This window comes from Enterococcus sp. DIV0756 (assembly GCF_051710745.1).
In the GTDB taxonomy this organism is placed as follows: Bacteria; Bacillota; Bacilli; order Lactobacillales; family Enterococcaceae; genus Enterococcus_A.
On sequence record NZ_JBIOLF010000001.1, the window covers coordinates 1,564,363 to 1,588,241 of the forward strand.

Consider the following 23,879-nt stretch of genomic DNA (forward strand, 5'->3'; position numbering starts at 1 on the left):
ATACTATTATGACACTACCGATCATTTTATGTGATGATGATACTCTTTTGTTATCCCACTATAAGTCCGTTATAGAAAATTGGATAATGATCAATGACTATGAGATGAAATTGGTTCTGGCGACAACGGATCCGGAGGATATTTTCCTTTTTTTAAAAAACAATAAATTCACGAATAGTCTATTCTTCTTAGACATTGATTTAGGTAAACAACTTGATGGAATTGATGTTGCGCAACGGATCAGAAACGACAATGAATTTGCAGAAATTGTTTTTATTACGTCTCATCAGGAGTTGGCTTTAGAGACTCTAAAACGCCAAATAGCCCCATTAGATTACATCATTAAGGATGAAAAAACTGAGAAAAGGCAGATAGAGAAGATCTTAGACGGTCGTCATACAAAAACATTTATTGATCGTGGGCCTAATGAACGTCACTTATCATTCATGATTGGTTCCAGAAATATTAGGATTGATCTTTCGTCGATATACTTTTTAGAAACATCAGTGACACCGCATAAGGTCATTCTATATGGCGAAAATATGATGTATGAATTCTATGGGAAAATGAATGATTTGGAAAAGGAATATCCTGAATTAATGCGCGTTCACAAATCATATTTAATTAATTTAAAAAAGGTAAAATCAATCGATTTTAAATCACGTACAATACTTTTTCCTGAAGAGTATACTTGTACCTTTCCTTTGGCTAAGGCGAAGTTGTTAAGAACTAGCTTTAGCTAATGCTGAGAAAATCATACGGAAAAATTTACTTAAAGACATTTTTTTCATTTCATGATCGAATTGTTTTGTTTTGCGACAAAACGAACAAAATAGCTACTCATTTTCATACACTGAATTTATCAAATAGAAGGAGGGATTCACATGTCAAAAAAGAGACTAGTTACGAAAGAAGAACAAAAGAAAATCAAAGGAGGGACTCCTGGGGGATTTGATTATCTTACCGGCGGTCCACATGCTGCAAAAGGTATTCTAAATGCGATCAAAAATTATTTTAAATAGGAAGAGTACGAAGATGAAAGGAAAAGTGTTTAGGTATCGCGTAAATCAAAAGAGGACGTTATAAAATTTGAATGAAGGTGTGGATAGTTGTCATCACAGGCAATTTGGCTCGGACGATATTGATAATCAATCCTTCGTTAAATTTGACTATTAAAACAACGTTTACTCCCGTTGATTGAGAGTAAACGTTGTTTTTTAAGATCTAAGAATAGTACTCAAAGTATTAGATTTTAGAGCCGAACATTCTTGCTATAGTCATAGTTTTTGCCCATGGTCCTAATCCATTGAAAACTATTTTTTGAAGTTCATCCCATCGCTCTTGGGAAGCTGAGTCAAATTTAAATCCATTCAAGCCAATTTCAATATTGATCTTCTGAATCAGATTATCAAGGCAATTCTTGAATTGTAATCCATGAACTTTTGACAACTCAATAAGCGAATCTTCAATAGTAGTATAAGCTTTTGATTTATACTGATTTTGACTATGGCTCAATTGCAGCTGGATTTCTTTAAGTAGCAATAGAATATCCTCTTCAGTGTATTTTTTCAAAACTTATTAGCCCCTCCCGGCACCGATGAGTGCATTCGTTACATTGTTTACAGTTTGATTTGCAACGACATCCCACTTAACACGGCAATTCCCGACTTTAACAACTCCGTTGATGCATTCCATATTATCTGTAAATGAAACAGTCTTCCAATTTGCTCCGCCTACTGTTTTTCTCAAATCTTCTCCTAGTAATGACTTTTTAATCATATGAACACGTCCTTTCATCTTATGTATAAATAGTAATGAATATTAGGCGAGTAATGTCGCAAAAGTCATAAGATAGTGAATTCAAGTCTCAAAATGCATCTATTTAGGTGTCTTCACGGATCATCAAGAAAAATACAGAATAAAAGTAGATGAATGAAGCTTAGGGGATGAATAGCAGTCAACTAAATAAAGTGAAACCTTTTCTGGAAAATTTCATTTGTGTAATGTTAGAAAAATGAAGCACTGTTTTGCCAACTAGTGGACATGGATCAAATTTTTTCGAAGAAAGAAGGTAGTCTTAGTTCAATTTCTCAGTTTATTTTTAAATTCCATCATTGATTAATGAAAGAAAGCTTTTCATTTCTGGCGATAGCCATTTATTTTTATGATGGATATGCACGGCGGTCAAAACATGCCCGCTTGAATGCAGTGGAATTTCCTTTAGGAGTCCATTCGCCAACTCATCTTCTACAGTAAAACGTGGTAAAAAAGCAATACCTAAATTACTTAAAACGCTACGTTTTGTTGCTTCAATACTTCCGACTTCCATGAGCCCAGTTAAGGTAATGTCCATTTTATTCAAATAGCTATCTAACTTTTTTTGATAAACGCTTTGCTTATCGTCTGTAAGTAGGCACAAATCAAAGTTTTGATGCATCTTTTTAAAATTGAATACATTTAAATTGATTTTTGGATTCCCAATTAGCACCAAAGGGAACTCTCCTAAAGGTTCAGAAACAATGCTTTTCCCATATCCGCCAACATTATAATGGATACCTAGCTCAATATCTCCATTTTCTACTTTGTTTCGTATTTCATAACAATTTAAGGCTTGTAGAGAAAGTGTAACATTTGGTGCAACATGTCGAAATTTTTCTAAAAACGGCTGTATGCGATAAGTTAGGATTGTTTCAGGTATAGCAATTTCAAGGCTACCGCTAAGCTCATTATTCTTATTTTTATAGTTTTTCATGATTTTTTCTGAGTGAAGAATGATCTCGATCGATGGTAGCAAATCCTTTCCAGCCTGAGATAACGCCATTCTTCTTCCAACTTTTTCGAAGAGTTGAACAGAAAGTTCTTCCTCCAATTGCTGGATTTGGGAGGTGACTGTTGATTGTGCAAAATTCAATTTTTCAGCTGCCTTTTTAAAATTGCCCTGTTCCAAGATCGTTTTAAAAGTGATGAGATTCTTTGTATCCATTGTTTCCTCCTGATCGTTCGAAAAATACGAATAATAAATTTGAATATTTCGGCTTTTTTGAACTATATCTTTGGGTTAGTATAAGTTTCAGAGAAATGATTGTCAATGAACTGGAGGAAATAAAAATGAAAATCATCCCTTATGAAAAGCACTACAAAAATCAAGTTATCGCACTAATTCTGTATTTACAAAATTTTGATAATAAAGTGGACTTATCACTAGAAGAGCAGCCAGACATGAATGATATTGAAACATACTATTTAAAAAATGGAGGAGGCTTTTGGCTAGCTATTAATGAAACAGACGATGTCATAGGAACTTTGGGCTTAATGAAGAAAGAAGGACACTTCGGCATTTTAAAAAAATTTTTCGTCGATCCGACGTATCGAGGAAAAGAGGCCGGTGTTTCTAAGGAGCTTTATGATCAGTTGATCAACCATGCGAAGCAAAACAATATCGATTGTCTCGTTTTAGACACACCTGCTAATTGCAAACGTGCACATCATTTCTACATCAAAAAAGGCTTTCAAAAAATTAAGTTTGCGGAGTTGCCGTTCGACTATGACTTTCCTGATAGAGATTCTTACTTCTTTTTAAACTCTTGGTTTTAATCCAAAATGAATTTTACAAAAATGAAAGCCATATAGGTTTACTTCATAGAGAGTTGGAAATATTTCTTCAGTACAATAAGTTAGAGCTGATACACCTATCAAAGTTGTTACCACTATTAGCGTAGAATAAGAGGATATCTAATTTTTTACCAGCAACCTAAAAAAGGATCGATCCAGTCGTTATTGACAGGGATCGATCCTTTTTAGGATATTTAGGAGTTTAGAGAAGAGCTTAAGCAATCCGTTCATAGAACCAAAGCAATTGCGTTTCTTCTTGACTTTCGTTGCACCAGCCGTGATTTTCTTTCGAACTGTAACTTAAACAATCGCCTTCCTCTAAGTGGTAGACCGTTTCTTCACCAATAGTGAAGGTTACTTTGCCAGAGAGGACAAAGACGATTTCATTTCCTGAATGTGGTTGCAGGGTAGGCCGTTTTGAACCTGGCTGTAAGGTGTAAAGCATAAATGAAAGTCGAGAATTATTTTGATTCAAGAGGTTTTCAATCGAAAGACCACCATTTTTATCCACTACCCGAACACGCTGATCTTTCCTTACTAATTGGGAGGTTTCTTCAGGATCAGTGGAGAGATAGTAAAGGACATTCTCTCCATAGTAATCCGCGATTTTTTTTAATACTTCAACACTAGGATTGACCTGCATATTTTCAATTTTGGATAGGTAAGACGTCGAGATGCCAACAGCTTCTGCAACTTCTTTAATTGTTTTATTTTGCGATTGGCGACTTTCTTTCCATTTTTCACTAAGAAAGCTTTTTGTTAAAGCATTCTCACTAGGTGCTTTAAGCTCATTTAAATTATAGGAATCCACCATCATTTTTACCGCTTGGGTACCCATCTTCATATCAACAGACCAATTTTTTATTTTCCTTAACATTTCGATGTCATGTTGGTCAAAAATACGATAGCCATTTTCACTTCGCTTCGGTTTGAAAAAGCCATTCTGTTCCCAGTTTCGAATAGTGGCAGGAACTACCTCAAGGATTTTGGCGACTTCTTGTATTTTAAAATAGATGTTATTAGATATTGGCATGAGAAAACTCCTTAAATTCATTATGTGATTTCAAATGAAAACGAAATAGAATCGTTCTTGAAAAACGAGAAGTGATCATTTATGAGAACTCATTTAATTTTAAAATAGGTTGCCTATCATTGTCAATAAACCTTGCAAACGAGAGGAAACTATTGTGAATTATCGATTTTTGTTCAAACTTTTTTTGTCTTTTATTCAGCAAATCACTGACTAGCTAATTGTTTTTTATAAAAAAATAAATGATTTATTTATCATTGTTCTGCGCTATTCAAAAAAATGAGCTGTTATGTATTAGGTTATTTCCAGTTCCCTTTTTTGTTCGTGAATTTACTAACTTGTAAAAAGGTGTTTACAAAGTTAAGAAAATGACTTACGATGTTTTTGAAAACGTATTCATAAAAACTTTGCGCAAAGTCAGTTGAATAATTTCACCATTTTTTTCGATAAAGGGAGGCTTTTTTTATGAAAGTTGTACTGTTGGATTCACAAGTAATTAGTGGATACGATTACGCCATTGAACGAAAAATTGTTGAGGATGCTGGGTTTGAGTTTGTCATGGGTACTTGTAAAAGTGAAGATGAGGTGATTGAAAAATACAGTGATGCAGACGCTATATTAAACATTGCAACCAAAATGACCGAAAAAAGCATCAGTCAATTAAAAAATTGCAAAGTGATGATTCGTTATGGAATCGGTGTCAATGAGTTTGATATGGATGCTGCGAATAAAATGGGCATCAGAATTTGCAATGTGACGACCTATTGCATCTCTGAAGTTGCTATTCATGCAACGGCACTTGCGTTGGCTCTGACTAGACAATTGAAACATTTTGATGATGCAGTTGCACGAGGTGTTTGGAACCAAGAGTTAGGGAGAAAAATGCGTCGTCCATCTGCTCAAACAGTTGGTTTAGTTGGTTTCGGAAATATTTCTCGACAAATTTCTCGTAACTTTCAAGGACTTGGTTATAGCGTAATTGCTTATGATCCTTATGTACCAAATGAAGTTTTCAAAGAAAATGGTGTCGAACAGGTAGATCTTGATGGGTTATACGCAAAGGCGGATATTATTTCTCTGCATTTACCGGAAACAAAAGAAACAGCGGGCATGATCAATAAAGAAGCTTTCAAGAAAATGAAGGATAATGTCATTTTAATCAACGCGGCACGAGGTGGATTGATTGATACAGAAGATTTAATTGACGCACTCAATTCTGGAAAAGTTGGTGGAGCAGGTTTAGATACACTTGCGGATGAGCCAATGAAGGATGTGAAGAATCCGTTAATAGGAATGAAAAATGTGATCCTCACCCCGCATATTGCTTATAATTCCGCAGAAGCGAATCAGGAACTCTTTGCTTCAGTGGCTCAAACTGCAGTCGATGTGCTGAATGGAAAGAACCCAGCGAATATCTTGAACAAGAAGGCATTGAATTTATAAGGAGAAGCGAAATGGAAAAAAAAGAAAGCACTCTTCAAAGTTTGCTCGTTTCTTTTGGATTGGCCTCCGTCTGGTTCGGTATTTATATTGGTCCGGGGTTTTCAGGCGGTGCGCAGCTTGTTAGTTTTTTCGTAGGACAATCATGGCTTGGTGTGTTTATCGGTCCGCTTTTCACAACAACAGTAGCTGGAGTCATTTGCTATCTGGTGTTGGAGTACTGTCGAACATTTGAGTTGTATGATTTTCGTTCATTTTATGATCGCGTCTTTGGAAAATTTAACTTCTTCTTCGCGAATGTTAAAGAATTTTCGGCGATCTTAGCGTGTATTACGATTTCTGCACTGACCTTTGCTACAGGTGGACGACTGTTGTCGGAGTTTTTCCACGTTTCTTCTGTTGCGATGGGATTATTAACGTTTGGGATAGTAGCCGTATTGATTCTTGCTGGACAAAAGATTGTTTTAAAATCAGCCTCTTTTATTGCCATCGCGCTGATAGGACTGATTGGTTACATTGCGGTAAGAGGCGTCCCAGCGTCTTGGGAAGGCATGAGTCACTATGTTGGTAATCGTACGATGAACGCCCCACTATCGCAGGTCCTTATGCAGATTGTGCTATATATCAATATCATGGTTGCCTTCATCGATGCGGTAATCCCAGCATCTAAAGGACAGGTGAAAACTAGAAAGCATTCACTTGGGACCGCAATTATCGGAAGTCTGATGGTTTTTGTTTCAACGATTGCCATGAATATCATTTTTGCTGCCGGAATGCCAACTGTTGCCGGCGAAGATTTGCCGACTTTATGGAGTTTGAATCACATCATTGGTGCAGGTTTTACTGTCCGATTGCTTTATACAGCGATTGCTTACTTAGCCGTTCTTTCAACAGGGGCTGGCTATCTTTACGGAATGATCGAACGTTATCAATTACTTGTTCATAAAGTTTGGAAGGGTTCGAGCTACAATGCTCGTCGGATTTTGTTAGTGGTTATTTTGACCGCCTTAGCTTTTTACTTTGGGCGTGCAGGTATTCCGCAAATTGTCACAACAGCATATGGAATTATCGGACGCATTAATATTCCACTGTTTGAAATTCCATTTTTAGTCATTTTGCCCTATCAGCTTTATAAATATCAAAAAAATAAGATCGCCCCTGAAATTGAGTTATCTGAATGAACTACAGTCAAATCAAAGGAGGAATTAGGAATGGGTTTTAGAGAAGAAGGAAAATGGTGGGTCAGTCCCTCAAATTATGATGAAAAGGTGAGAAGTGAGTTCAAGTTTGTCGATCAAATCCAGTTTTTAGATACAACATTACGTGATGGGGAACAACAACCGGGGATTGTCTTAACAAAGGAAGAAAAAGTCGAAATTGCTAAAAAATTAAATGCAGTAGGTGTTCATAGAATTGAAGCAGGAACGCCTGCGGTAACGCAAGAAGATGCCGATGCGATTAAAGAAATTACAAGTTTAGGACTAAAAGCGGATATTTATTGTTTTGTACGTAATATGGTAAAAGATATGGAATTAGCTAAAGAATGTGGTGTAGATGGTGTTGTAGCAGAAATTCCAGGAAGTGAACATCTACTGGCTAAAGGAATCAAGTGGGGTGCTGAAAAAGCGATTAAATCAGCGATCGAAGCAACAGCAAAAGCCCACGAATTAGGCTTGAAGGTGCTCTTCTTTCCGGCGGATGGTTCACGAGCAAGTATGGATTTCTTGATGGACACGGTTCAAGCGATTGTTGATGGTGGCGGACATATGGATTCTTTGGCATTGGTGGATACTTTCGGCGCTTTATCACCAGAAGGTGCCCGCTTGAGAATTTCTCAATTGATCGAACGCTTCCCAGGAACGCCAATTGAATGTCATTTCCATGACGATTTTGGTCTAGGAACTGCAACATCATTGGCTGGTTTGGCAGCAGGTGCTTCGGCAGTCCATGTCACTGTTAATGGAATTGGTGAAAGAGCTGGATCAGCACAACTGGAGCAAGTTGCGTTATCACTAGAAGCATTATACGGTCAGGATACTGGATTAGATCTGTCGAAATTGAAGGATTTGTCTGATACAGTAGCACGTTTGGCTCGTGAACCAATCAATCCAACGGCACCAGTTGTCGGAGATGAAATTTTTGGTTGGGAAACGGGGATGCCTTCTAGCTTATGGGAGAATGCTCGCAAATCTGATCCGTTAGTAATGCTTCCATATCGTTGGGATCTTGTTGGAAATCGTGAACCAATCCTGGATTTAGGGAAAAAATCTGGAAAAGACAATTTGCGTGTCTGGTTGGAACGGTATGATTTAACAGTTGATGAAGACAAGAAAATGGATCTTTTGATGGCTGTTAAAGCAAAAGGAATCGAATTGCATAGAACGTTGAATGAAGCAGAATTTAGAGAATTAGTTGCGAAATTTCAATAATTATAGAAAGTTGGCTACTTGAAATGAAAGCGTTGATATTGAATTTGGGTGGAACCTCTACGAAAGTCGCTATTTGTGATGAGAATCAAATGATTTTGAAAGAGTCGATTCGCCATCCTTCCGAGGAGATTGAAGGCTTTAAAAAAATCTGGGCGCAATATGAGTATCGAAAAGAACGCATTCTTGGTTTTTTAAATAAAAATAATCTTTCGATTCATGATATCGAGTTGTTCATTTCTCGTGGGCCATCAGTGAAACCCTTAGAATCAGGCGTCTACGAAGTGAATGAATCAATGGTAACAGATACCAAGTCGGGAGAATATGGTCAACATGTGTGCAATTTAGGTTGTGCAATTGCTTTGAGTTTTGCAAAGGAGAACGGAAGGAAGGCATTAATCGCCGATCCGCCTTGTGTGGACGAAATGATTCCAATTGCACGGTATACGGGTCTTCCTGAAATTACGCGCCACAGTTATTTCCAGGCATTGAGTCATAAAGCTTTTGGAAGATTCATAGCGGCTAATTTAGGGAAAACGTATGAGGAAAGCAACATTGTGATTACTCATCTCGGGTCAGGGATTTCCTGTGGCACACATAAAAAAGGAAAAGTGATCGATATTACGAATGGGTTAGATGGCGATGCCCCCTTTGGAATGGATCGTAGCGGAACACTGCCTGCAGCAGATTGGAAGAAATTAATTCAATCGCAAAAATATAGTGAGGAAGAGCTGGACTATATGCTAAATGGCGGTGGTGGGTTAATGGCTCATCTAGGAACAAACAACGGTGAAGAAATTGAAAAAAGAATCTTAAGCGGGGATAAAAAAGCTCAGGAAGTATTCGAGGCAATGGCTTTTCAAGTCAGCAAGGCTGTTGGTGCAGCGGCTGGGGCGATGGGTGAACAGCCAGATGCAATTGGTATCACTGGAGGCTTAGCTCATTCTGCTCGTTTTGTCGATTTCATAAAGAAACAGGTATGGTGGATGGCACCAATTTATGTCAAACCAGATATTGATGAGTTGGACGCCTTAAGTTCTGTCTGCATTCCGGCCTATTTAGGAGAGATCGACATTAGAGAATACACGTAAGGCAGGTGAAATGATGCAAATCAAAACATTTAGTGAATTACGTACACAGGTACGTGAAAACACTCAAGTAAGAATTGTCATTGCGATGGCGGATGAAGAAGAGGTAATGCTGGCAGATAAAGCGAGTAAAGAAGGTCTCGCTACATTTAGTTTAATCGGAAAAGCAGACCGCATTCAAGAATTATTGGATAAGCACGGTTTGTCTTCTGTACATTTTGACATCCTTAATGAACCTGATTCTAAGCGTGCGGCTACAGCTGCGATAAAAATGGTCAATGAACAGCAAGCAGATATTCCCATGAAGGGGCTGCTTCACACCTCTGATTTTATGAGTGCGGTTCTTAATAAAGAATACGGATTTGAAAGAATGAAAAGAATCAGTCAAATAACAGTTTTTCAGGATCAATCGAATACATTAAGATTCCTAACCGATTGTGCTATCAATATTGAGCAAAGCCTATCTGTAAAGAAAGATATTATTGAAAATGCTGTGCTCGCAGCCCACGCATTCGGTAATCCATGTCCAAAGGTGGCGTTATTAAGTGCCGTAGAAACAGTAAATGAAAAAATGCCAGATACCACATTAGGGGCCATTCTGGTACAAATGAATCATCGGGGACAGATAAAAAACTGTATGATTGATGGACCACTTTCGCTGGATAATGCCATTTCAAAAGAAGCAGCCTCAATCAAAGGGATTCACAGCTCAGTGGCTGGAGCAGCGGATATCCTGGTGGGCTCTTCTCTGCAGGAGGCGAATACTTTAAGTAAAGCACTAAACTTTTATGCAGGGTTTGAAACAGCTTCGATTATTATGGGGACCAGAGAACCGTTTATTATGACTTCACGAACAGATGCTTTACAAAACAAGGTAAATTCGATTGCGGCTACTTGTTGGCTCTATCAGAAGAATAATTGCATCCAATAGAAGAACTTTCCATGGTCTAGATTATGATCAAAGCACGGATTTGATGATAATCTAGACTCTTTTGGACTGTTCGAATGACGAACGTTATAACAGGTATGGTACAATTAATATAACAGAGAAAACTTTATAAGTTGGTGACTAAAATGAAAAAAGTACAGTATCAAAATGCGGAAGATTGCTTTATTCAAATTGATGAGCCAGAGGTATATACGCGAAAAAAAATGATTGTGTTGATTCATGGCGGCTATTGGCGGCAAGAAAAAAGCCTAGAGACGGTTACTAGCATGCAAAATTGGTTTGTGTCAAAGGGTTATCCTGTCTGCAATATCGAATATCGTAGAGGTGTGAATAATCCTTGGCCGATTCCCTTGTCTGATGTAAAGAATGCGATTAAGAAGATTAAAGAACTGTATGAAGCTTTTGAGCTTATTCTGATTGGTCATTCGGTCGGTGGGCAGTTAGCACTTCTGAACGCTGATACAGCGCAACAGGTCATAGCATTAGCGCCAGTGACGGATTTAGTATACACCAATAAACATCAATTGGGTGATGATGCGGTGGGTGAGTATTTCGGTAAAAACGTTGACGAGAAGGAATTACTCGCTGCTTCGCCACAGCAGCATCTTCCTTTAACAACAGAAAGGTGTCTGATCATTCACGGTAGTGACGATGTGCGTGTGGACGTTAAAACAACACTAAACTATTTAAAAAAGAACCTATTAAGCAAACAAAACATCGAACTGCTTGTCCTTCCTCAAATGGCTCATCAAGATATTATTGATCCTAGTCAGCAGCATTTCCAGTATCTATTGAGCTGGCTAGACTAGAGAATAGTCAAAGTAAGTGAAGAAATGGTGATACTCAAGGCATTAACTGTGTTTCAAATATAAAGACACAAAACGGTATTAAAGGAAAGAGGATTACGCTAAAAACAATCAGTTTTTAGCATAACCAAACGCTGCGTTTCAAGTGCATCATTTTTATCAAAAGTCCATCAATCGATGGGCTTTTTTCTTGTTTTTTGGAATAAAAACAAAAAGTTCAAATTGCTTTTCTGTTATTTCAAATATTTATAAAAATCTTCATAACGGTATTTCGGCATATAACATTTGTTATGTTTGAGAAAAAATAAATTTTTTGGTTTGTATAACACCGCCGGATAGGCGTATGTTGTTGGTGTAGATATCTCAACAAAGAATTATTCCAAAGGAAAGGAGAGAATGGATGAACGATTATGGCATTACCAATCAAAAACTATTTACGTTGTCACGGCAAACCGTCGAAAAACGGATTCGCAAGTTTTATCATGAGACCAAAGATGGATCGGCCACCATCGAACTGTTGATTGCGCTCCAAGTGCGGGCGGACCTTTGCGAAGCAGAATTTACTCATATCTTGAGTGGATTAGTTAACCATATTTTCTTGAAAACCCGATCGACAGCTGCCATGCGGCGCTACTATATTTATTTTACCGATTACTTCGGAAAGAAAGATTGGCAATTACTAAACGCGAAATTATTTCCAGCACAAACTTATGTTGCTGAAGAATCTGAAGAGTTTCATACACAAACCAATCAACTTGTGGAGGGTGTGGCAGAATCATGACTCTGATTCTAGATAGAAAGAACAAATAAAACGAAAAGGATGGAACCTATTTATGAAAACGATTACGTTGGATGCGGAATTTGCTGATGAAAATGGCAAGTCCCATCATTTAAAATTAAAGCATTTTGATCCGACAAAAACTGCGGATCAAATCAAAGCAGCCTTAACCAAATTAACCAAACTGAACTTGTTTGAAAAAGACGGGGTGGCTTTGTTCAAAAAAGTCTTACATGCAAGAATCATCGTGCAAGAAGTCCAAACGCTATTTGATGATCGAGAAGAGAACGAGAGCCCAGTTGATGATCCAATGACTGTTATGCTGGAGCCAGCTGAGGCAGAACCAGTTGTGGAATCATCGCCTGTAAAGGAAGAACCACAGCCGAAGTCTGTCAAAAATACAGGACAAATCCGCTTTCCTGAAGACTTTACGATTACCGAAGCGCATCCGAAACCGGGCTGGTTGATCAAAACCATCCAGCTGCCAGTGGGTGTTGAACCACAGGATATTAGTGAAAGCCAGGCAATGATGATGATTACTGCCTGTCTGCCAGCAGGTGTTTCCGTGGAGGACCTGGCGGTAGATGAACAAGCGACACCAGCCAAGCTGATCATTACCGCGAAATATGAGGAGGAAGCAGAAGAAGCAAGCGCCTCCGCAAACAAAGAATCGCCGCCGGAAAAACCTAAGAAGCAACGCAAACGGCTGCTGAATCGTATGCGCAAACGAGAGTAGCTGAGTATAGCCGGTTCATTAAAAAAATCCAACGTTGGGATGAGTCGGTTTATTCAATTTAATTTGAGTGCTCGGTCAGAGCAGAATCGATTTTTGCCCGCTTTAACGGCGGGCTATTTGTCTTGGTAAATAATTTTTGATCAATAATAAGTAGCTTCTCATCTCAACTTGCTACGCTAGAATCATTTGAGTATACTGATTAAATGGTCTTCGTTTCCGATTTTCTCTCTCTTTTACTTGGCTAGATAAATTCCAAGAAGAAAGGTTTAAGATCGTGTTTTACTAAATAAATTTCGTTATTGGTTTTGATACCAATTCAATCAGAAAGGGTACATACATGGAACGAATGAAAGCTTTATTAGCAGAAAAATTTGGTTATACAGAATTTAGGAGTGGGCAGGAGGAAATCATTCAAAAGGTTCTACAAAAGCAGAACGTTTTAGGGATTATGCCTACTGGTGGTGGAAAGTCGATTTGTTATCAATTGCCTGCTTTAGTTCTAGATGGATTAACTTTGGTCATTTCTCCTTTGATTTCCTTAATGAAGGATCAGGTTGATAGTTTGAATGAAGTGGGCATCCCTGCTGCATTTATTAATAGTACCTTGTCGAATCTTGAGATGAATGAACGTGTACGAAAAGCTGCCCGCGGTGAGATTAAATTGCTATATGTTGCACCAGAGCGCTTAGAATCTGCTGATTTTCGCGAGTTGTTGCGTTATGTTCCGATCGAACTTTTAGCAGTCGATGAAGCTCATTGTATTTCTCAGTGGGGACATGATTTTCGTCCAAGCTATTTAAAATTAGCAGAAACGATTCAAAATTTTGACCAACAGCCGACAGTCATTGCGTTGACTGCGACTGCAACTCCACAAGTCGCAGATGATATTTCAAACCTACTACATATTTCAAAAGATAATGAAATCAAAACAGGTTTTGCGCGAGAAAATTTGGCGTTTCAAGTGGTCAAGGATCAAAAAGATTTGTATTTGACGGAGTATTTAAAGTTAAATCAGGGGCAATCAGGTATTATTTATGCTTCTACCCGTAAAGAGGTGGAGCGTTTGTATCATTTATTGAAGCATCAGCAATTTTCTGTGGGTAAATACCATGGTGGTTTGAACGACGTCGAGCGTTTGCAGAATCAGGAGGATTTTCTATTTGATCGCGTGGAAGTGATGATAGCCACCAATGCTTTTGGCATGGGAATCAATAAAAGCAATGTCCGCTTTGTGATTCACGCGCAAATTCCAGGGAACTTGGAATCTTATTATCAAGAAGCCGGTCGTGCTGGTCGTGATGGATTGCCAAGTGAGGCTGTCTTATTATATGCGCCGCAAGATCTTCAGATTCAGAAATTCTTTATTGAACAATCTCAGTCAGAAAGCTCGTATCAACAAAATGAATACACGAAATTGCGAGAGATGAATCAATATGGGCATACTCAAATGTGTTTGCAGCGCTATATTTTAAACTATTTCGGTGAGGATCAGCCGGATTGTGGAAAATGCAGCAACTGTTTGGATGACAGAGAGTTGGTCAATATTACTACCGATACACAAAAGGTTTTGTCATGTGTGAAGCGGATGGGAGAAAAATTTGGAAAGGCGCTGGTTGCCAAAGTTTTAACCGGCTCGAACGATCAAAAAATTAAGCAATGGCGCTTTGAACAGCTGCCAACCTATGGATTGATGAAGGAGTATTCGCAAAAAGAAGTGTCTGGCTTGATTGATTATTTGACTGCTGAGCACTATTTAGTGCCTTCCGAAGGACAATATCCGCTACTAACTGTATCTGAACAAGGAATTTCGGTTCTTTTAGGCAAACAGGAGGTTTATCGTAAACAGGCACCGGTGAAACAATTGGTCGCAGACGACGCACTTTTTGAAGAGATGCGAAGCTTACGTTCTCAACTAGCCCAAGAAAAAAATCTACCGCCATATGTGATTTTTTCGGATAAAACCTTGATGGAGCTAGCAGAAAAGCAGCCGCAAACTTCTCTAGAATTTTTACAGATCAAAGGGGTCGGTAAAAGCAAGCTGGATAATTATGGCGAGCAATTTTTAGCGCTTTTGAAAAAAGAAAACTAGGCAGTATAAAAACACGTTCTCACTTTGGCTGAGAGCGTGTTTTTTTCAGTGAGTATTAATTTGTTTCAAATATTCGTGGGATGATTGTGTCGATTCGCGACAATTCATCCTCAGAAAGCGTCTTTCCATCTTTTTTCCAGACATTGATGCGACGCTGCTCCTTTTCTAAGGCGTAGTTTTCTGTCACATATTTTGCTCGCGGATTATTCAGCAGTTCTTTAATAAATTGAGCCCGCAATTGGCTAAGCGTCAGCCCATGCTCTCCTTGTTTTAAAAAAGGTGATTCATAGTGGTAAACACGTTGGTCAGTTGAAACTGTTCCTCGCATAGTAGTCTCCTTTTCTTAGTGTATAGCATCTATTTTAACAGTGATTGATGTGTTAAAAAATAGTATTCCGAAAGTTAATAAAAAATTTCTTATTATTTTTCAAAAAAAAATAAACTTCTTTATCTGCTGACTTGCCCGTATAATATTAGTTGAAGCAGTAAGCGCTTGTTTAGGAGGCAAAAATGAAAAGAATACTGATTTTAGAAGATGATACTGACTTAAATGATGGGATCAAATTGGCCTTGGATCAGGGGGATAAGATTTTCTATCAGTGCAAAAAAATTAGTGAAGCAAAACAGATTTTAAATGATTTTACGATCGATTTGCTGCTATTGGATTTAAATCTTCCTGATGGTCACGGAATGGTTTTTCTAAAAGAAATTCGGCAAACGATCAAAGTACCAATTATTATCATTACAGCAAATAATTTAGAATCGGATATCATCCTTGGACTGGAGGCTGGGGCGAATGACTACCTCGCGAAGCCCTTTAGCTTAATGATTCTTCGTGCTCGCGTGGCTGTTCAGTTAAGACAGATCACGCCGCAACGGAAGTTTGTCATTGATCACTTCGTATTTGATTTTGATAAGATGGTGTTTCACGTCTCTGGAAATTTAATTGAATTAAGCAAAACAGAACAACGTTTGCTTTACTTGCTATTAAATAATCAAGGAGCAACATTGAAGCGTGGTTACTTAATAGATAAGGTTTGGTCTGGCGACAGTGAATTTGTGGATGAGCACGCGTTGACGGTGGTTATTCAACGTCTGCGGAAAAAAATCGGTGATGATCCAAGTCACCCTAAATACATAAAAACAGTTTACGGGATTGGTTATAGTTGGAGGTGACGGAATGGATTGGAGAATAACAATTTTAGTATTTTTGTTTGGCGCTGTTTGCAGCGGCACCATTTGTTTGATTCTATTTAGACGAAAGCAAAAAAAGGTGATTGATTCGCTTCAGGAAATGATCGCTGCAGCAGCAAGCGGCAATTTAAAATTAACCAATTACGAAGAGTCCCAACGATCATCATTGGAAAATGATCTATATAATTATTTATCGAGTACACTTGTGACCGCTGAGAATCTTACTGAGCAGAAGCAGGTGATCCAAACATTAATTTCTGATATCTCCCATCAATGTGTGACACCTATTGCTAATATCCTATTGTACGCCCAATTATTAGAGGAAAAGGATCACCAAGAAACTCGCGAGATCAAGTTGATTTCTCAACAATCAAAAAAATTAGATTTTCTGATTAAAGCACTAGTAAAAATGTCACGACTTGAAATTGGAACAATCGTCCCGGTGGTAAAGAAACAGTCGGTAGCTCCATTGCTTGCCCTAGTAAAGAAACAATTTCAAACCAACCTCTTGGAAAAAGCAATTACTTTAACGATAAAAGAATCGAATGAATCTGCTATTTATGATCGAAAATGGACGAGCGAGGCGTTGTCTAATATTTTAGATAATGCGATTAAATATAGCCCCGCTGGCAGTAACATCCAAATGACAGTTGAAAGCACACCTATGTTTACTAAAATCAGTGTTCAGGATGAAGGCAACGGCATTTCTGAAAAGGATCAAAACAGAATTTTCCAGCGATTTTACCGCAGTGAAGATGTTGCGGATCTGCCAGGTATTGGTGTGGGGCTGTATCTTGCGCGACAAATTATTGAAGCTCAGAGCGGTTATATTAAATTGACTTCGGAAATGGGACAAGGCAGTTCCTTTTCCCTGTATCTTCCGACAGAATAGAATCTCTCAAAACTGATACTTTTGAGAGACAACTTAGAGATAGTTATTTGCTATAGTTTGGATTGTAGAGATACGATGCAAACTTTTTTCTTGGAGGTGAGTAGAAATGGAAATTATACAAACAATCGGAGTTGAAAAAAACTATGGTCAAGGCGATGTAAAAGTACAAGCACTAAGAGGAATCAATTTAACGATCAAACGTGGGGAATTTTTAGCGATTGTAGGAACTAGTGGCAGTGGGAAATCCACGTTGCTGCATATTCTTGGTGGCTTGGATCAACCAACAAAGGGGGAAGTGAAGGTTCATGGCAAGAATATCGAAAAGTTGAATGATGAAGCTTTGACAATTTTTCGCAGAAGAAATATCGGCTTTGTGTTTCAGAAATACAATTTAGTTCCTATGTTGACGGTGTGGGAAAATATCGTTGTTCCGATTTTATTAGATAAGAAAAAGATTAATAAGGAGTATATATCGGAGCTGATCACTCTTTTACGACTAACGGATAAGGTAAATAGTCATCCCAATGAGTTATCAGGAGGGCAGCAGCAACGCGTCGCAATAGCCAGAGCATTAGCGACCAAACCAGTGATTATCTTTGCAGATGAGCCGACGGGGAACTTGGATTCTAAAACCGGACAGGATGTACTTGGGTTACTAAGAATTACCAGTAAGAAATTTAAACAGACGATGGTGATCATTACCCATGATGAGGAAGTTGCTCAACTGGCTGATCGAATCATTCGAATGGAAGATGGCATCTTAATATAGGAGGTGTGTGATGGATAAAATTGAAACGAAAAATACGCTATTAGGGCTAACAATCCGTTTTGTAAAAGACTATCGAAAAAATTCCTTCGCACTTATCTTAAGTCTGGTGCTATCAATCACATTGATTTTCAGTATTTTCACCCTCTTGCACACGAATCATCGCGTGATTGCCAAACAAAATTTGTTTATCTACACGGCAATTGATTATGAAATTAACGGCTTGGATGCTGAACAGATACAGTTGCTAAAGCAACATTCTGAAATCAAACACTTAGGCATTGGAAAGCAGTTGGGAAATATTCAAACAAAAGATTCTCAAAGAGGAATACTGCGTGCATCAAATTCCGAGGAAATACTTGCGGTAGCGAAACTACTAAAAGGAAGAATGCCTAAAAAAACCAAAGAAATTGTTGCGGAAAAATGGGCCTTGTTGAATCTAGGGATCAATCCGATTCTTGATCAGGAAGTAGTTGTGCCGGTTAGCTATGATAATGCTACAAATAAGATAGTGACGGAAAAATTTAAACTGGTTGGAATCATCAGCGATCAGGCTTTTCATAAAAGAGCCGCAGTGGTCACCCTGTATACTGGGTTGGATACGAAAAACGATCATGACAAGGATTTAACGGCTGCAATCACGTTCGATGAAGGCAGCCATAAACAGAAATTAGCGAAAATAAAACAGCAATTAAGTCTGAGGGATAAGCAAATTAGAAAGAATGTTTGGAAAGAGAACCCAAAAGATTTACTGCTGCTGGATGTTCAGATGGGGGCACTGATGATTGCTATTTGTGCAATTGTCATTTTTGGAATTCATCGAATTGCTTTAATGGTAAGAAAAGATCAATTCGGTATTTTACGTGCATTAGGATTAACCAAAAAACAAATAAGGAAAATGATTCTTATGGAACTTAGCGGCCTGACCCTAGTCTGTTTACCCATTGGAATCATCGCAGGCTATGGCTGTTCTTTTCTTGTCACTTTTCTTTCTAAGGATCAAAATATCAAAATTTATTTCTGGGGCAAGACGGATCCTTTTGATTTGATAGTTCCGATTTTTCCGATTGCTATTTGCCTTTTTTGTTTCTTCTTGACAATTTTAATGGTGGGCTATCTCGGTGCGAATACGGTAAATGCTGGATCAGTAACAGCCACCATCTTTGGTAATGAGACCAAAGAACAATTAGATGTGCGTTTCTTCCGATTAACAGACGCCCCTAAAAAACCGACAATCTATCAGCAGTTAGGGCTAAAATATGTTTTTAGAGATATAAAAACCTCTCTCTTTATAGTTTTATCCTTAATTCTAGCTTCAACGTTATTTATTGGTTTGTTTTATCAAGCAATTTTAGCAAAAGAAAATCAGCACATTAGAAAAACTACGAGTTTTTACAATAGCGACTATTTACTGACTACTTATGAGGATCTGGATACTCGTTTAGGTATCAAGCCGGAGGTCTTTTCAAAGATTGAGAAGATTAAAGGGATAAAGGAAATAGAGACACAAAGTGCTTTACCAGTTAAAGTTATTGATTCTGGTGTTGATCGCAATGAGCAATTTTTGAAGGAAAAAGACGAGATCGTTTTACGAAATTATGGCTTTTCTTTGACCGGCAAGCTTCAGGGGAAGTCGGTTTATCATACAAAATTAAAAGGCTATAATTCAAATGCTCTAAAGAAGTTAAAAAAATATTTGAAGACTGGTGATTTTGATCCTGAAAATCTGAGTGAAAATGAAGTAATTCTTGCGATGCCAACAACCAGTATTTCTGGACAATCAAAAGGATCGGTAGGTTATTTTAAAAACGGGGAACAGCTGATGGACTATCAGCTGGGGCAAGCTCTTACAGTGAAGTATGTTTCAGATTTTGCCACTAAAAGCGAAGACTATTGGAAAATGACGGACAATCAGACAGACTATTCGCAAAAGAAAATGACGATCGTTGCAATCGCCTATTATCCTTATATGCAAGAAGTGTCATTAGTAGAACAGGGGTATCCGTTAATAATAATGAGTGACCAAGCTTATCAAAAAATGGTTTCTAGTTACACCTATGAAACAATGAATGTCCATGCAAATGCTGAGCTAACCAACGTCCAGAAGGAGTCGATTGAAGAACAGCTCATCCGATTGGCTGTGAGAAATCAGCAGGTCACTGCCAGAAGTCTGATTGATGAAAAGGAACAGCTGTATTCCATATATCGGAAAGAAATTGTCTATGTTTTTGGGATAGCACTTGTTGTTCTATTGTTAGTCATCATTAATCTAACCAATAATTTGACGTATCGCATCGAAACGCGGAAACGAGAACTTTATCTATTTAAAGCGTTCGGTTTATCTTATAAAGAGTTAGAGAAAATGATAACTTTTGAGAGCACTTTGTTTGTCTTCATTTCAATCATTATCTCAACGGCGGTATCCCTCATAATCACAAAGCTTCAATACGATTATTCTCAAATCTATTTGTTAGGGATGAGGTTTGAGTATCCTGTACTGCCGGTGATCGGACTCAGCTTTTGTATTTTTGGCTTGTGTTACTTGATCAGTATCCATTTAGCTAGAGGACTTCGGAGTAGTAACATTATTGAAGAATTTAATAGGCTAGAGTGAAAAAGACCTGTCTTCGGAATCCATCGAAGACAGGTTTGTTCTTTATGAAAACGAATTTTACTCTACCATTGATCATTCTTCATAGTTGTAATCTTAAAAATGAAGGTTTGAGAAAATACTAGAAATCTAGTAATCAATTTTTTCTCAATCTCAATGATTCGAAGATGCCAAGTTTGAAAATAGGTTTTGATTTTGTTGTGCTTATAAAATTGCAAACGAACGAAATCCATTAATAATACAGTAATGCCTCCAGCAAAGCCGCAATTATACAAATTGATTCCAGCGGTTACATAATGCGTGTTACGAGTTATCAGTGAAAAAATTCCACCAGAAAGGGTGCCTGTTACTAACCCATATTTACGCGTCATCGGTGAAAGTGTGCTGGCAAAAAGCATAATCACGATGTTATTCGTTGTCGCGGCGTCTTGATAGAAGAATAGCGCAGTGAGGAACACACCAAGTGCAGGGAAAAAGAAGTAGCGAAATTTGAAATTGTACATACTAAAACCAGCGAAAGTCAAAATAGCTCCCACTAGGATTCCACTTAAAGGGACTTTTAGGATTAGAGTAAAGAGCACAGCCAGGTAGCCATAAAGTGAAAAACGGGCGATTTTTTTTAGATCCAAAAGTAAATACTTAGAACGAGCGATGTTCCTTCTATAAAAGGACAGGAAGATAAGAAACGGCACAGTAAATAAAGCAACTAAAAAGGAAAGTAACGCGTAGTGGTGATCAAAGGAAAGCGCATGAGGCACGATTTTTATCGCTAAAACATTTCTCGTGGTCAAGTTTCCGATAACCCCAATAAAACCAGCGGAAAAGCCCATGTTATAAAGATTTAACTCTTTTGTGTGGACTTTCAAAAATTCGAAGATCGGCAGAATCGTGTAGCCGATAACTAACCCTGCTACCAGAGCTATGAACGTATTCGAAATAAAAAAATGATCCGGTGCACAATAGATCGTGCTAACGATTGGCGAAAGGCACGTGCTCAAAAGCCCCATGACCAATAAATCCTGTCTGCCAGAATGATGAATTCGCAGATACAGCAAACACCCTAAAATAATCGGTGCTGAGTTGACGATGTTTTTCCCAAAAAAAGAAAAACCGGAAAGCATCATGATGACTGAAACAGTCAAAGAGCAAAAATGGTGTTTGTGCTTCCGTAAAAGGAAAAGGCTACTTAAGGTTAATAGCCCGCTGTTTAAAAACGCCGGACCAACACCGGCAATATGAACATAATCAGTAATTAAATTACTGGGGGATTGTATAATCTTCAGCATTCCTATAGTTAGATCATTCGGACTAGCGAGAAAAAATGCAGACAACGTAATCGCTAATCCATAGGAAAGCAAAAAAATAAAGATGATGTTTGTCGAGAGTAGTACGTGTTTTGTTTTTCCCAATACTTCACACTCCTTTAGTTGACTTGAACGACTGTTACACCCATTTTTCGAATCTCTTCTAACAGTTCTTCTGAACTGAATTGATCGGTAATGAAATAATCAAAGGCGGAGATATCACACATTTTGACCTTCGAGGTTACTCCGACTTTACGATGATCAGCCACAAGAATCTTACATCTGGTCGCGCGTTTGATCATTATCTCGTTAATCGTCGCTTCGCTCATAGTCTTGGTTGTAACCCCATTTTCTAAATCTATGCCACTGCAGCCCACAACGCAGACATCCGCATTGATGACAGATAAGGTGTTGATAGCGACATCGCCAACTAATGCTTCTTTTGGATAGCGCATTTCTCCACCTGTCAGGACGTAATTGTAATTGGCATGGTGTGGGGAATAATTGATTTTTAAGTTATTGGTTATGACTGTTAAATGATCGATATGGATAAAATCGATCGTTTTTAATGCAGTAGAGCTGGCATTAATAAAGATCGTGTCACAATCGTGAATAAATTTACTAGCCTCTTGCGCGAGTGCCTGTTTAATACGAATGGGCCCTGAATGATCGTCATCAGGTTTGTTTTCATAATTAAACATGCAGTAGCCAAATTTGCGAATAATATCGTTTTTTTCTTCCAGTAAATGTAAGTCGCGCCTGATCGTACTTAAGGAGACATCTAAAGCTTCAGCTAGTTCCAAAGTAGTCATGTGTTCCTTCTTTTCCAGAATATCTAAAATATCTTTGTGACGTTTATCGATGTTCATGATTGAATTTTTCATTAAAGTGCCTCCTATATAAAACCTTTAAATAGGGAGCTAATAAAAAGAAAGCGGTTTTATATGAGTTTATTATACATTTTTTGCTGACAAAAAGATATAAAAAATCATAAAAAAATCATTCAATCATATAGAATCTGATGTGGTTAAAGCTAGAAAGGCTAAGTAAAGAATTTAAGACTTAAGACCTATAGCTGTAACAATATTTTTCCGCTAAAATATAGGTAACAAGTTACTCATTTTTGAAGTTATCGAGGTGTTGTACATGAACATTGAAAGTTTAACGGAAGCCTACAAAAGTGGGCGTGATAATCAACAGCGAGCGATTTTTGCTAGTTTATTCATTTTGGGCAATCGCCTGCAGACATCCTTCGACAAAGTAGATCCAGTTATAACAGTGAAGCAATTCATGGTGCTTATCATGATCAAGCAGGTGCCAGAAAAAGTGTTGGATTTGACTAGCTGCGGTGAGCTGCTGGGCTGTTCAAGACAAAATGTTAAAAAGCTGGCGGTTGCCTTGGAAAGGAAACAACTCATCACGATCAGTCGAAATAGAAAAGACAAACGAAGGACGGATTTGTGCCTGACAGAAAAAGGGGAACGGTATTTTCAGTCAGTCGCAAAGCTTCATGACGAGGCCCTTTACTCAATTTTTGAAGGCTATACTGATGAAGAATTAACGCATTTCTTTATCCTATTAATGAGATTGTACACAGGTGTCGACAAACTAGAGGAGTTAGCGGTTAAAAAACAAGGAGGGAATTAGTATGAGCACGATGGTGATTTATGCAACAAAAAGAGGGAGTTCTGAATTGTACGCAAAGACCTTTGCGCAAAAGAACAAGTATCAAATTATTAAGCAGGAACAGGCTTCTTCAGAGGAGCTGGCAAAGGCAGACGAAGTTTATTATTTTGGTAGTGTCTATGCTGGAAAAGTATTAGGTTTAGAAGAGCTGAAAAAGAAACTAACTGGTAACAATCGTTTGACAATCCTTTCTGTCGGTTTGACAGCAGTCGAGGATCAGGAAAAATTAGCTGAAATTCGTGAAGGTGTTTCCAAGGTGTTTCCTCAGGCGAGCTTTTACCATCTAAGAGGGCGACTAATCAAGCAGCAGTTAAATATGCCGGAAAAAATCATTCTAAAAATGATTAGTAAAAGCAGCAAAAAGAAATCTCTTCAGGAAAAAATGGAAATTGAAAAAGCTATTGAACAAGCAGTGGATGAGGGAAGTGTCGATTGTATTGATTTGTCAGAATTAGAAAAGATTGGGTAACTG

At 38.0% G+C, this 23,879-nt stretch carries 25 protein-coding genes; 18 read left to right on the forward strand and 7 right to left on the reverse strand.

Annotated elements, in window-relative coordinates:
• Positions 1–8 precede the first annotated feature (8 nt).
• Together IGI44_RS07580 and IGI44_RS07585 are read left to right on the forward strand one after the other, a co-directional pair.
• Positions 9–743 (forward strand): LytR/AlgR family response regulator transcription factor, encoded by a 735-nt coding sequence (locus IGI44_RS07580; protein WP_438788940.1) that lies wholly within the window; start codon positions 9–11, stop codon positions 741–743.
• Between the two features lie 141 nt (positions 744–884).
• A complete protein-coding gene (locus IGI44_RS07585) occupies positions 885–1,022 on the forward strand; it encodes a hypothetical protein (protein ID WP_438787170.1) in 138 nt (45 codons plus the stop codon).
• 223 nt (positions 1,023–1,245) lie between these two features.
• Here IGI44_RS07585 and IGI44_RS07590 read toward each other — a convergent pair whose 3' ends face one another.
• The 3 genes from IGI44_RS07590 to IGI44_RS07600 all read right to left on the reverse strand — a co-directional run bounded on the left by IGI44_RS07590 (position 1,246) and on the right by IGI44_RS07600 (position 2,983).
• Entirely contained in the window at positions 1,246–1,572 is a 327-nt protein-coding gene (locus IGI44_RS07590) for a hypothetical protein (protein WP_438787171.1), read from the reverse strand.
• A gap of 6 nt (positions 1,573–1,578) precedes the next feature.
• Positions 1,579–1,779: a hypothetical protein gene (locus tag IGI44_RS07595; RefSeq protein ID WP_438787172.1), complete on the reverse strand. Its 201-nt coding sequence runs from the start codon at positions 1,777–1,779 to the stop codon at positions 1,579–1,581.
• Between the two features lie 322 nt (positions 1,780–2,101).
• On the reverse strand, positions 2,102–2,983 hold the full coding sequence (locus IGI44_RS07600) for a LysR family transcriptional regulator (RefSeq protein WP_438787173.1): 882 nt from the start codon (positions 2,981–2,983) through the stop codon (positions 2,102–2,104).
• Between the two features lie 125 nt (positions 2,984–3,108).
• On the opposite strand from IGI44_RS07600, the gene IGI44_RS07605 reads away from it, so the two are divergent.
• Positions 3,109–3,594 carry a GNAT family N-acetyltransferase gene (locus IGI44_RS07605; protein WP_438787174.1) on the forward strand — a complete coding sequence of 162 codons (486 nt, stop codon included), beginning with the start codon at positions 3,109–3,111 and terminating at the stop codon, positions 3,592–3,594.
• Positions 3,595–3,826: 232 nt separating this feature from the next.
• Here the strand turns inward: IGI44_RS07605 and IGI44_RS07610 are convergent, their stop codons facing one another.
• Entirely contained in the window at positions 3,827–4,645 is an 819-nt protein-coding gene (locus IGI44_RS07610; protein WP_438787175.1) for a helix-turn-helix domain-containing protein, read from the reverse strand.
• A 462-nt stretch (positions 4,646–5,107) separates the two neighbouring features.
• Here IGI44_RS07610 and IGI44_RS07615 point away from each other — a divergent pair, with 462 nt between their 5' ends.
• From IGI44_RS07615 to recQ, 9 genes are all read left to right on the forward strand, one after another.
• Positions 5,108–6,085 carry a C-terminal binding protein gene (locus IGI44_RS07615; RefSeq protein WP_438787176.1) on the forward strand — a complete coding sequence of 326 codons (978 nt, stop codon included), beginning with the start codon at positions 5,108–5,110 and terminating at the stop codon, positions 6,083–6,085.
• Positions 6,086–6,096: 11 nt separating this feature from the next.
• Complete coding sequence (locus IGI44_RS07620) at positions 6,097–7,263, forward strand: hypothetical protein (RefSeq protein WP_438787177.1); 1,167 nt, start codon at positions 6,097–6,099, stop codon at positions 7,261–7,263.
• A gap of 30 nt (positions 7,264–7,293) precedes the next feature.
• Positions 7,294–8,511, forward strand: coding sequence for a LeuA family protein (locus tag IGI44_RS07625; RefSeq protein ID WP_438787178.1), 1,218 nt, complete (start codon positions 7,294–7,296; stop codon positions 8,509–8,511).
• Between the two features lie 23 nt (positions 8,512–8,534).
• Positions 8,535–9,599 carry a butyrate kinase gene (gene buk, locus IGI44_RS07630; RefSeq protein WP_438787179.1) on the forward strand — a complete coding sequence of 355 codons (1,065 nt, stop codon included), beginning with the start codon at positions 8,535–8,537 and terminating at the stop codon, positions 9,597–9,599.
• Between the two features lie 10 nt (positions 9,600–9,609).
• The gene (locus IGI44_RS07635; RefSeq protein ID WP_438787180.1) at positions 9,610–10,527 is read left to right on the forward strand and encodes a phosphate acyltransferase; all 918 of its coding nucleotides are present in this window, start codon (positions 9,610–9,612) and stop codon (positions 10,525–10,527) included.
• A 143-nt stretch (positions 10,528–10,670) separates the two neighbouring features.
• Positions 10,671–11,354 carry an alpha/beta hydrolase family protein gene (locus IGI44_RS07640; RefSeq protein ID WP_438787181.1) on the forward strand — a complete coding sequence of 228 codons (684 nt, stop codon included), beginning with the start codon at positions 10,671–10,673 and terminating at the stop codon, positions 11,352–11,354.
• Positions 11,355–11,751: 397 nt separating this feature from the next.
• Positions 11,752–12,132, forward strand: coding sequence for a hypothetical protein (locus IGI44_RS07645; RefSeq protein WP_438787182.1), 381 nt, complete (start codon positions 11,752–11,754; stop codon positions 12,130–12,132).
• 52 nt (positions 12,133–12,184) lie between these two features.
• Positions 12,185–12,865, forward strand: a complete 681-nt coding sequence (locus IGI44_RS07650; RefSeq protein WP_438787183.1) for a DUF2922 family protein — start codon at positions 12,185–12,187, stop codon at positions 12,863–12,865.
• Positions 12,866–13,202: 337 nt separating this feature from the next.
• Positions 13,203–14,954, forward strand: coding sequence for a DNA helicase RecQ (gene recQ / locus IGI44_RS07655; RefSeq protein ID WP_438787184.1), 1,752 nt, complete (start codon positions 13,203–13,205; stop codon positions 14,952–14,954).
• A 55-nt stretch (positions 14,955–15,009) separates the two neighbouring features.
• Here recQ and IGI44_RS07660 read toward each other — a convergent pair whose 3' ends face one another.
• Positions 15,010–15,282, reverse strand: a complete 273-nt coding sequence (locus tag IGI44_RS07660; RefSeq protein ID WP_438787185.1) for a hypothetical protein — start codon at positions 15,280–15,282, stop codon at positions 15,010–15,012.
• Between the two features lie 182 nt (positions 15,283–15,464).
• On the opposite strand from IGI44_RS07660, the gene IGI44_RS07665 reads away from it, so the two are divergent.
• The 4 genes from IGI44_RS07665 (at position 15,465) to IGI44_RS07680 (ending at position 20,420) form a co-directional block, all read left to right on the forward strand.
• Complete coding sequence (locus IGI44_RS07665) at positions 15,465–16,130, forward strand: response regulator transcription factor (RefSeq protein WP_438787186.1); 666 nt, start codon at positions 15,465–15,467, stop codon at positions 16,128–16,130.
• Positions 16,131–16,134: 4 nt separating this feature from the next.
• Positions 16,135–17,040 carry a sensor histidine kinase gene (locus IGI44_RS07670; protein ID WP_438787187.1) on the forward strand — a complete coding sequence of 302 codons (906 nt, stop codon included), beginning with the start codon at positions 16,135–16,137 and terminating at the stop codon, positions 17,038–17,040.
• Positions 17,041–17,146: 106 nt separating this feature from the next.
• Positions 17,147–17,809 (forward strand): ABC transporter ATP-binding protein, encoded by a 663-nt coding sequence (locus IGI44_RS07675; RefSeq protein ID WP_438787188.1) that lies wholly within the window; start codon positions 17,147–17,149, stop codon positions 17,807–17,809.
• Positions 17,810–17,819: 10 nt separating this feature from the next.
• Entirely contained in the window at positions 17,820–20,420 is a 2,601-nt protein-coding gene (locus tag IGI44_RS07680; protein ID WP_438787189.1) for an ABC transporter permease, read from the forward strand.
• A 62-nt stretch (positions 20,421–20,482) separates the two neighbouring features.
• Here the strand turns inward: IGI44_RS07680 and IGI44_RS07685 are convergent, their stop codons facing one another.
• Together IGI44_RS07685 and IGI44_RS07690 are read right to left on the reverse strand one after the other, a co-directional pair.
• Positions 20,483–21,826, reverse strand: coding sequence for a DUF1576 domain-containing protein (locus IGI44_RS07685; protein ID WP_438787190.1), 1,344 nt, complete (start codon positions 21,824–21,826; stop codon positions 20,483–20,485).
• 14 nt (positions 21,827–21,840) lie between these two features.
• Entirely contained in the window at positions 21,841–22,605 is a 765-nt protein-coding gene (locus IGI44_RS07690) for a DeoR/GlpR family DNA-binding transcription regulator (RefSeq protein ID WP_438787191.1), read from the reverse strand.
• A 262-nt stretch (positions 22,606–22,867) separates the two neighbouring features.
• Here IGI44_RS07690 and IGI44_RS07695 point away from each other — a divergent pair, with 262 nt between their 5' ends.
• A complete protein-coding gene (locus IGI44_RS07695) occupies positions 22,868–23,368 on the forward strand; it encodes a MarR family winged helix-turn-helix transcriptional regulator (RefSeq protein ID WP_438787192.1) in 501 nt (166 codons plus the stop codon).
• Between the two features lies 1 nt (position 23,369).
• The gene (locus IGI44_RS07700) at positions 23,370–23,876 is read left to right on the forward strand and encodes a flavodoxin domain-containing protein (protein ID WP_438787193.1); all 507 of its coding nucleotides are present in this window, start codon (positions 23,370–23,372) and stop codon (positions 23,874–23,876) included.
• Positions 23,877–23,879: the final 3 nt, after the last annotated feature.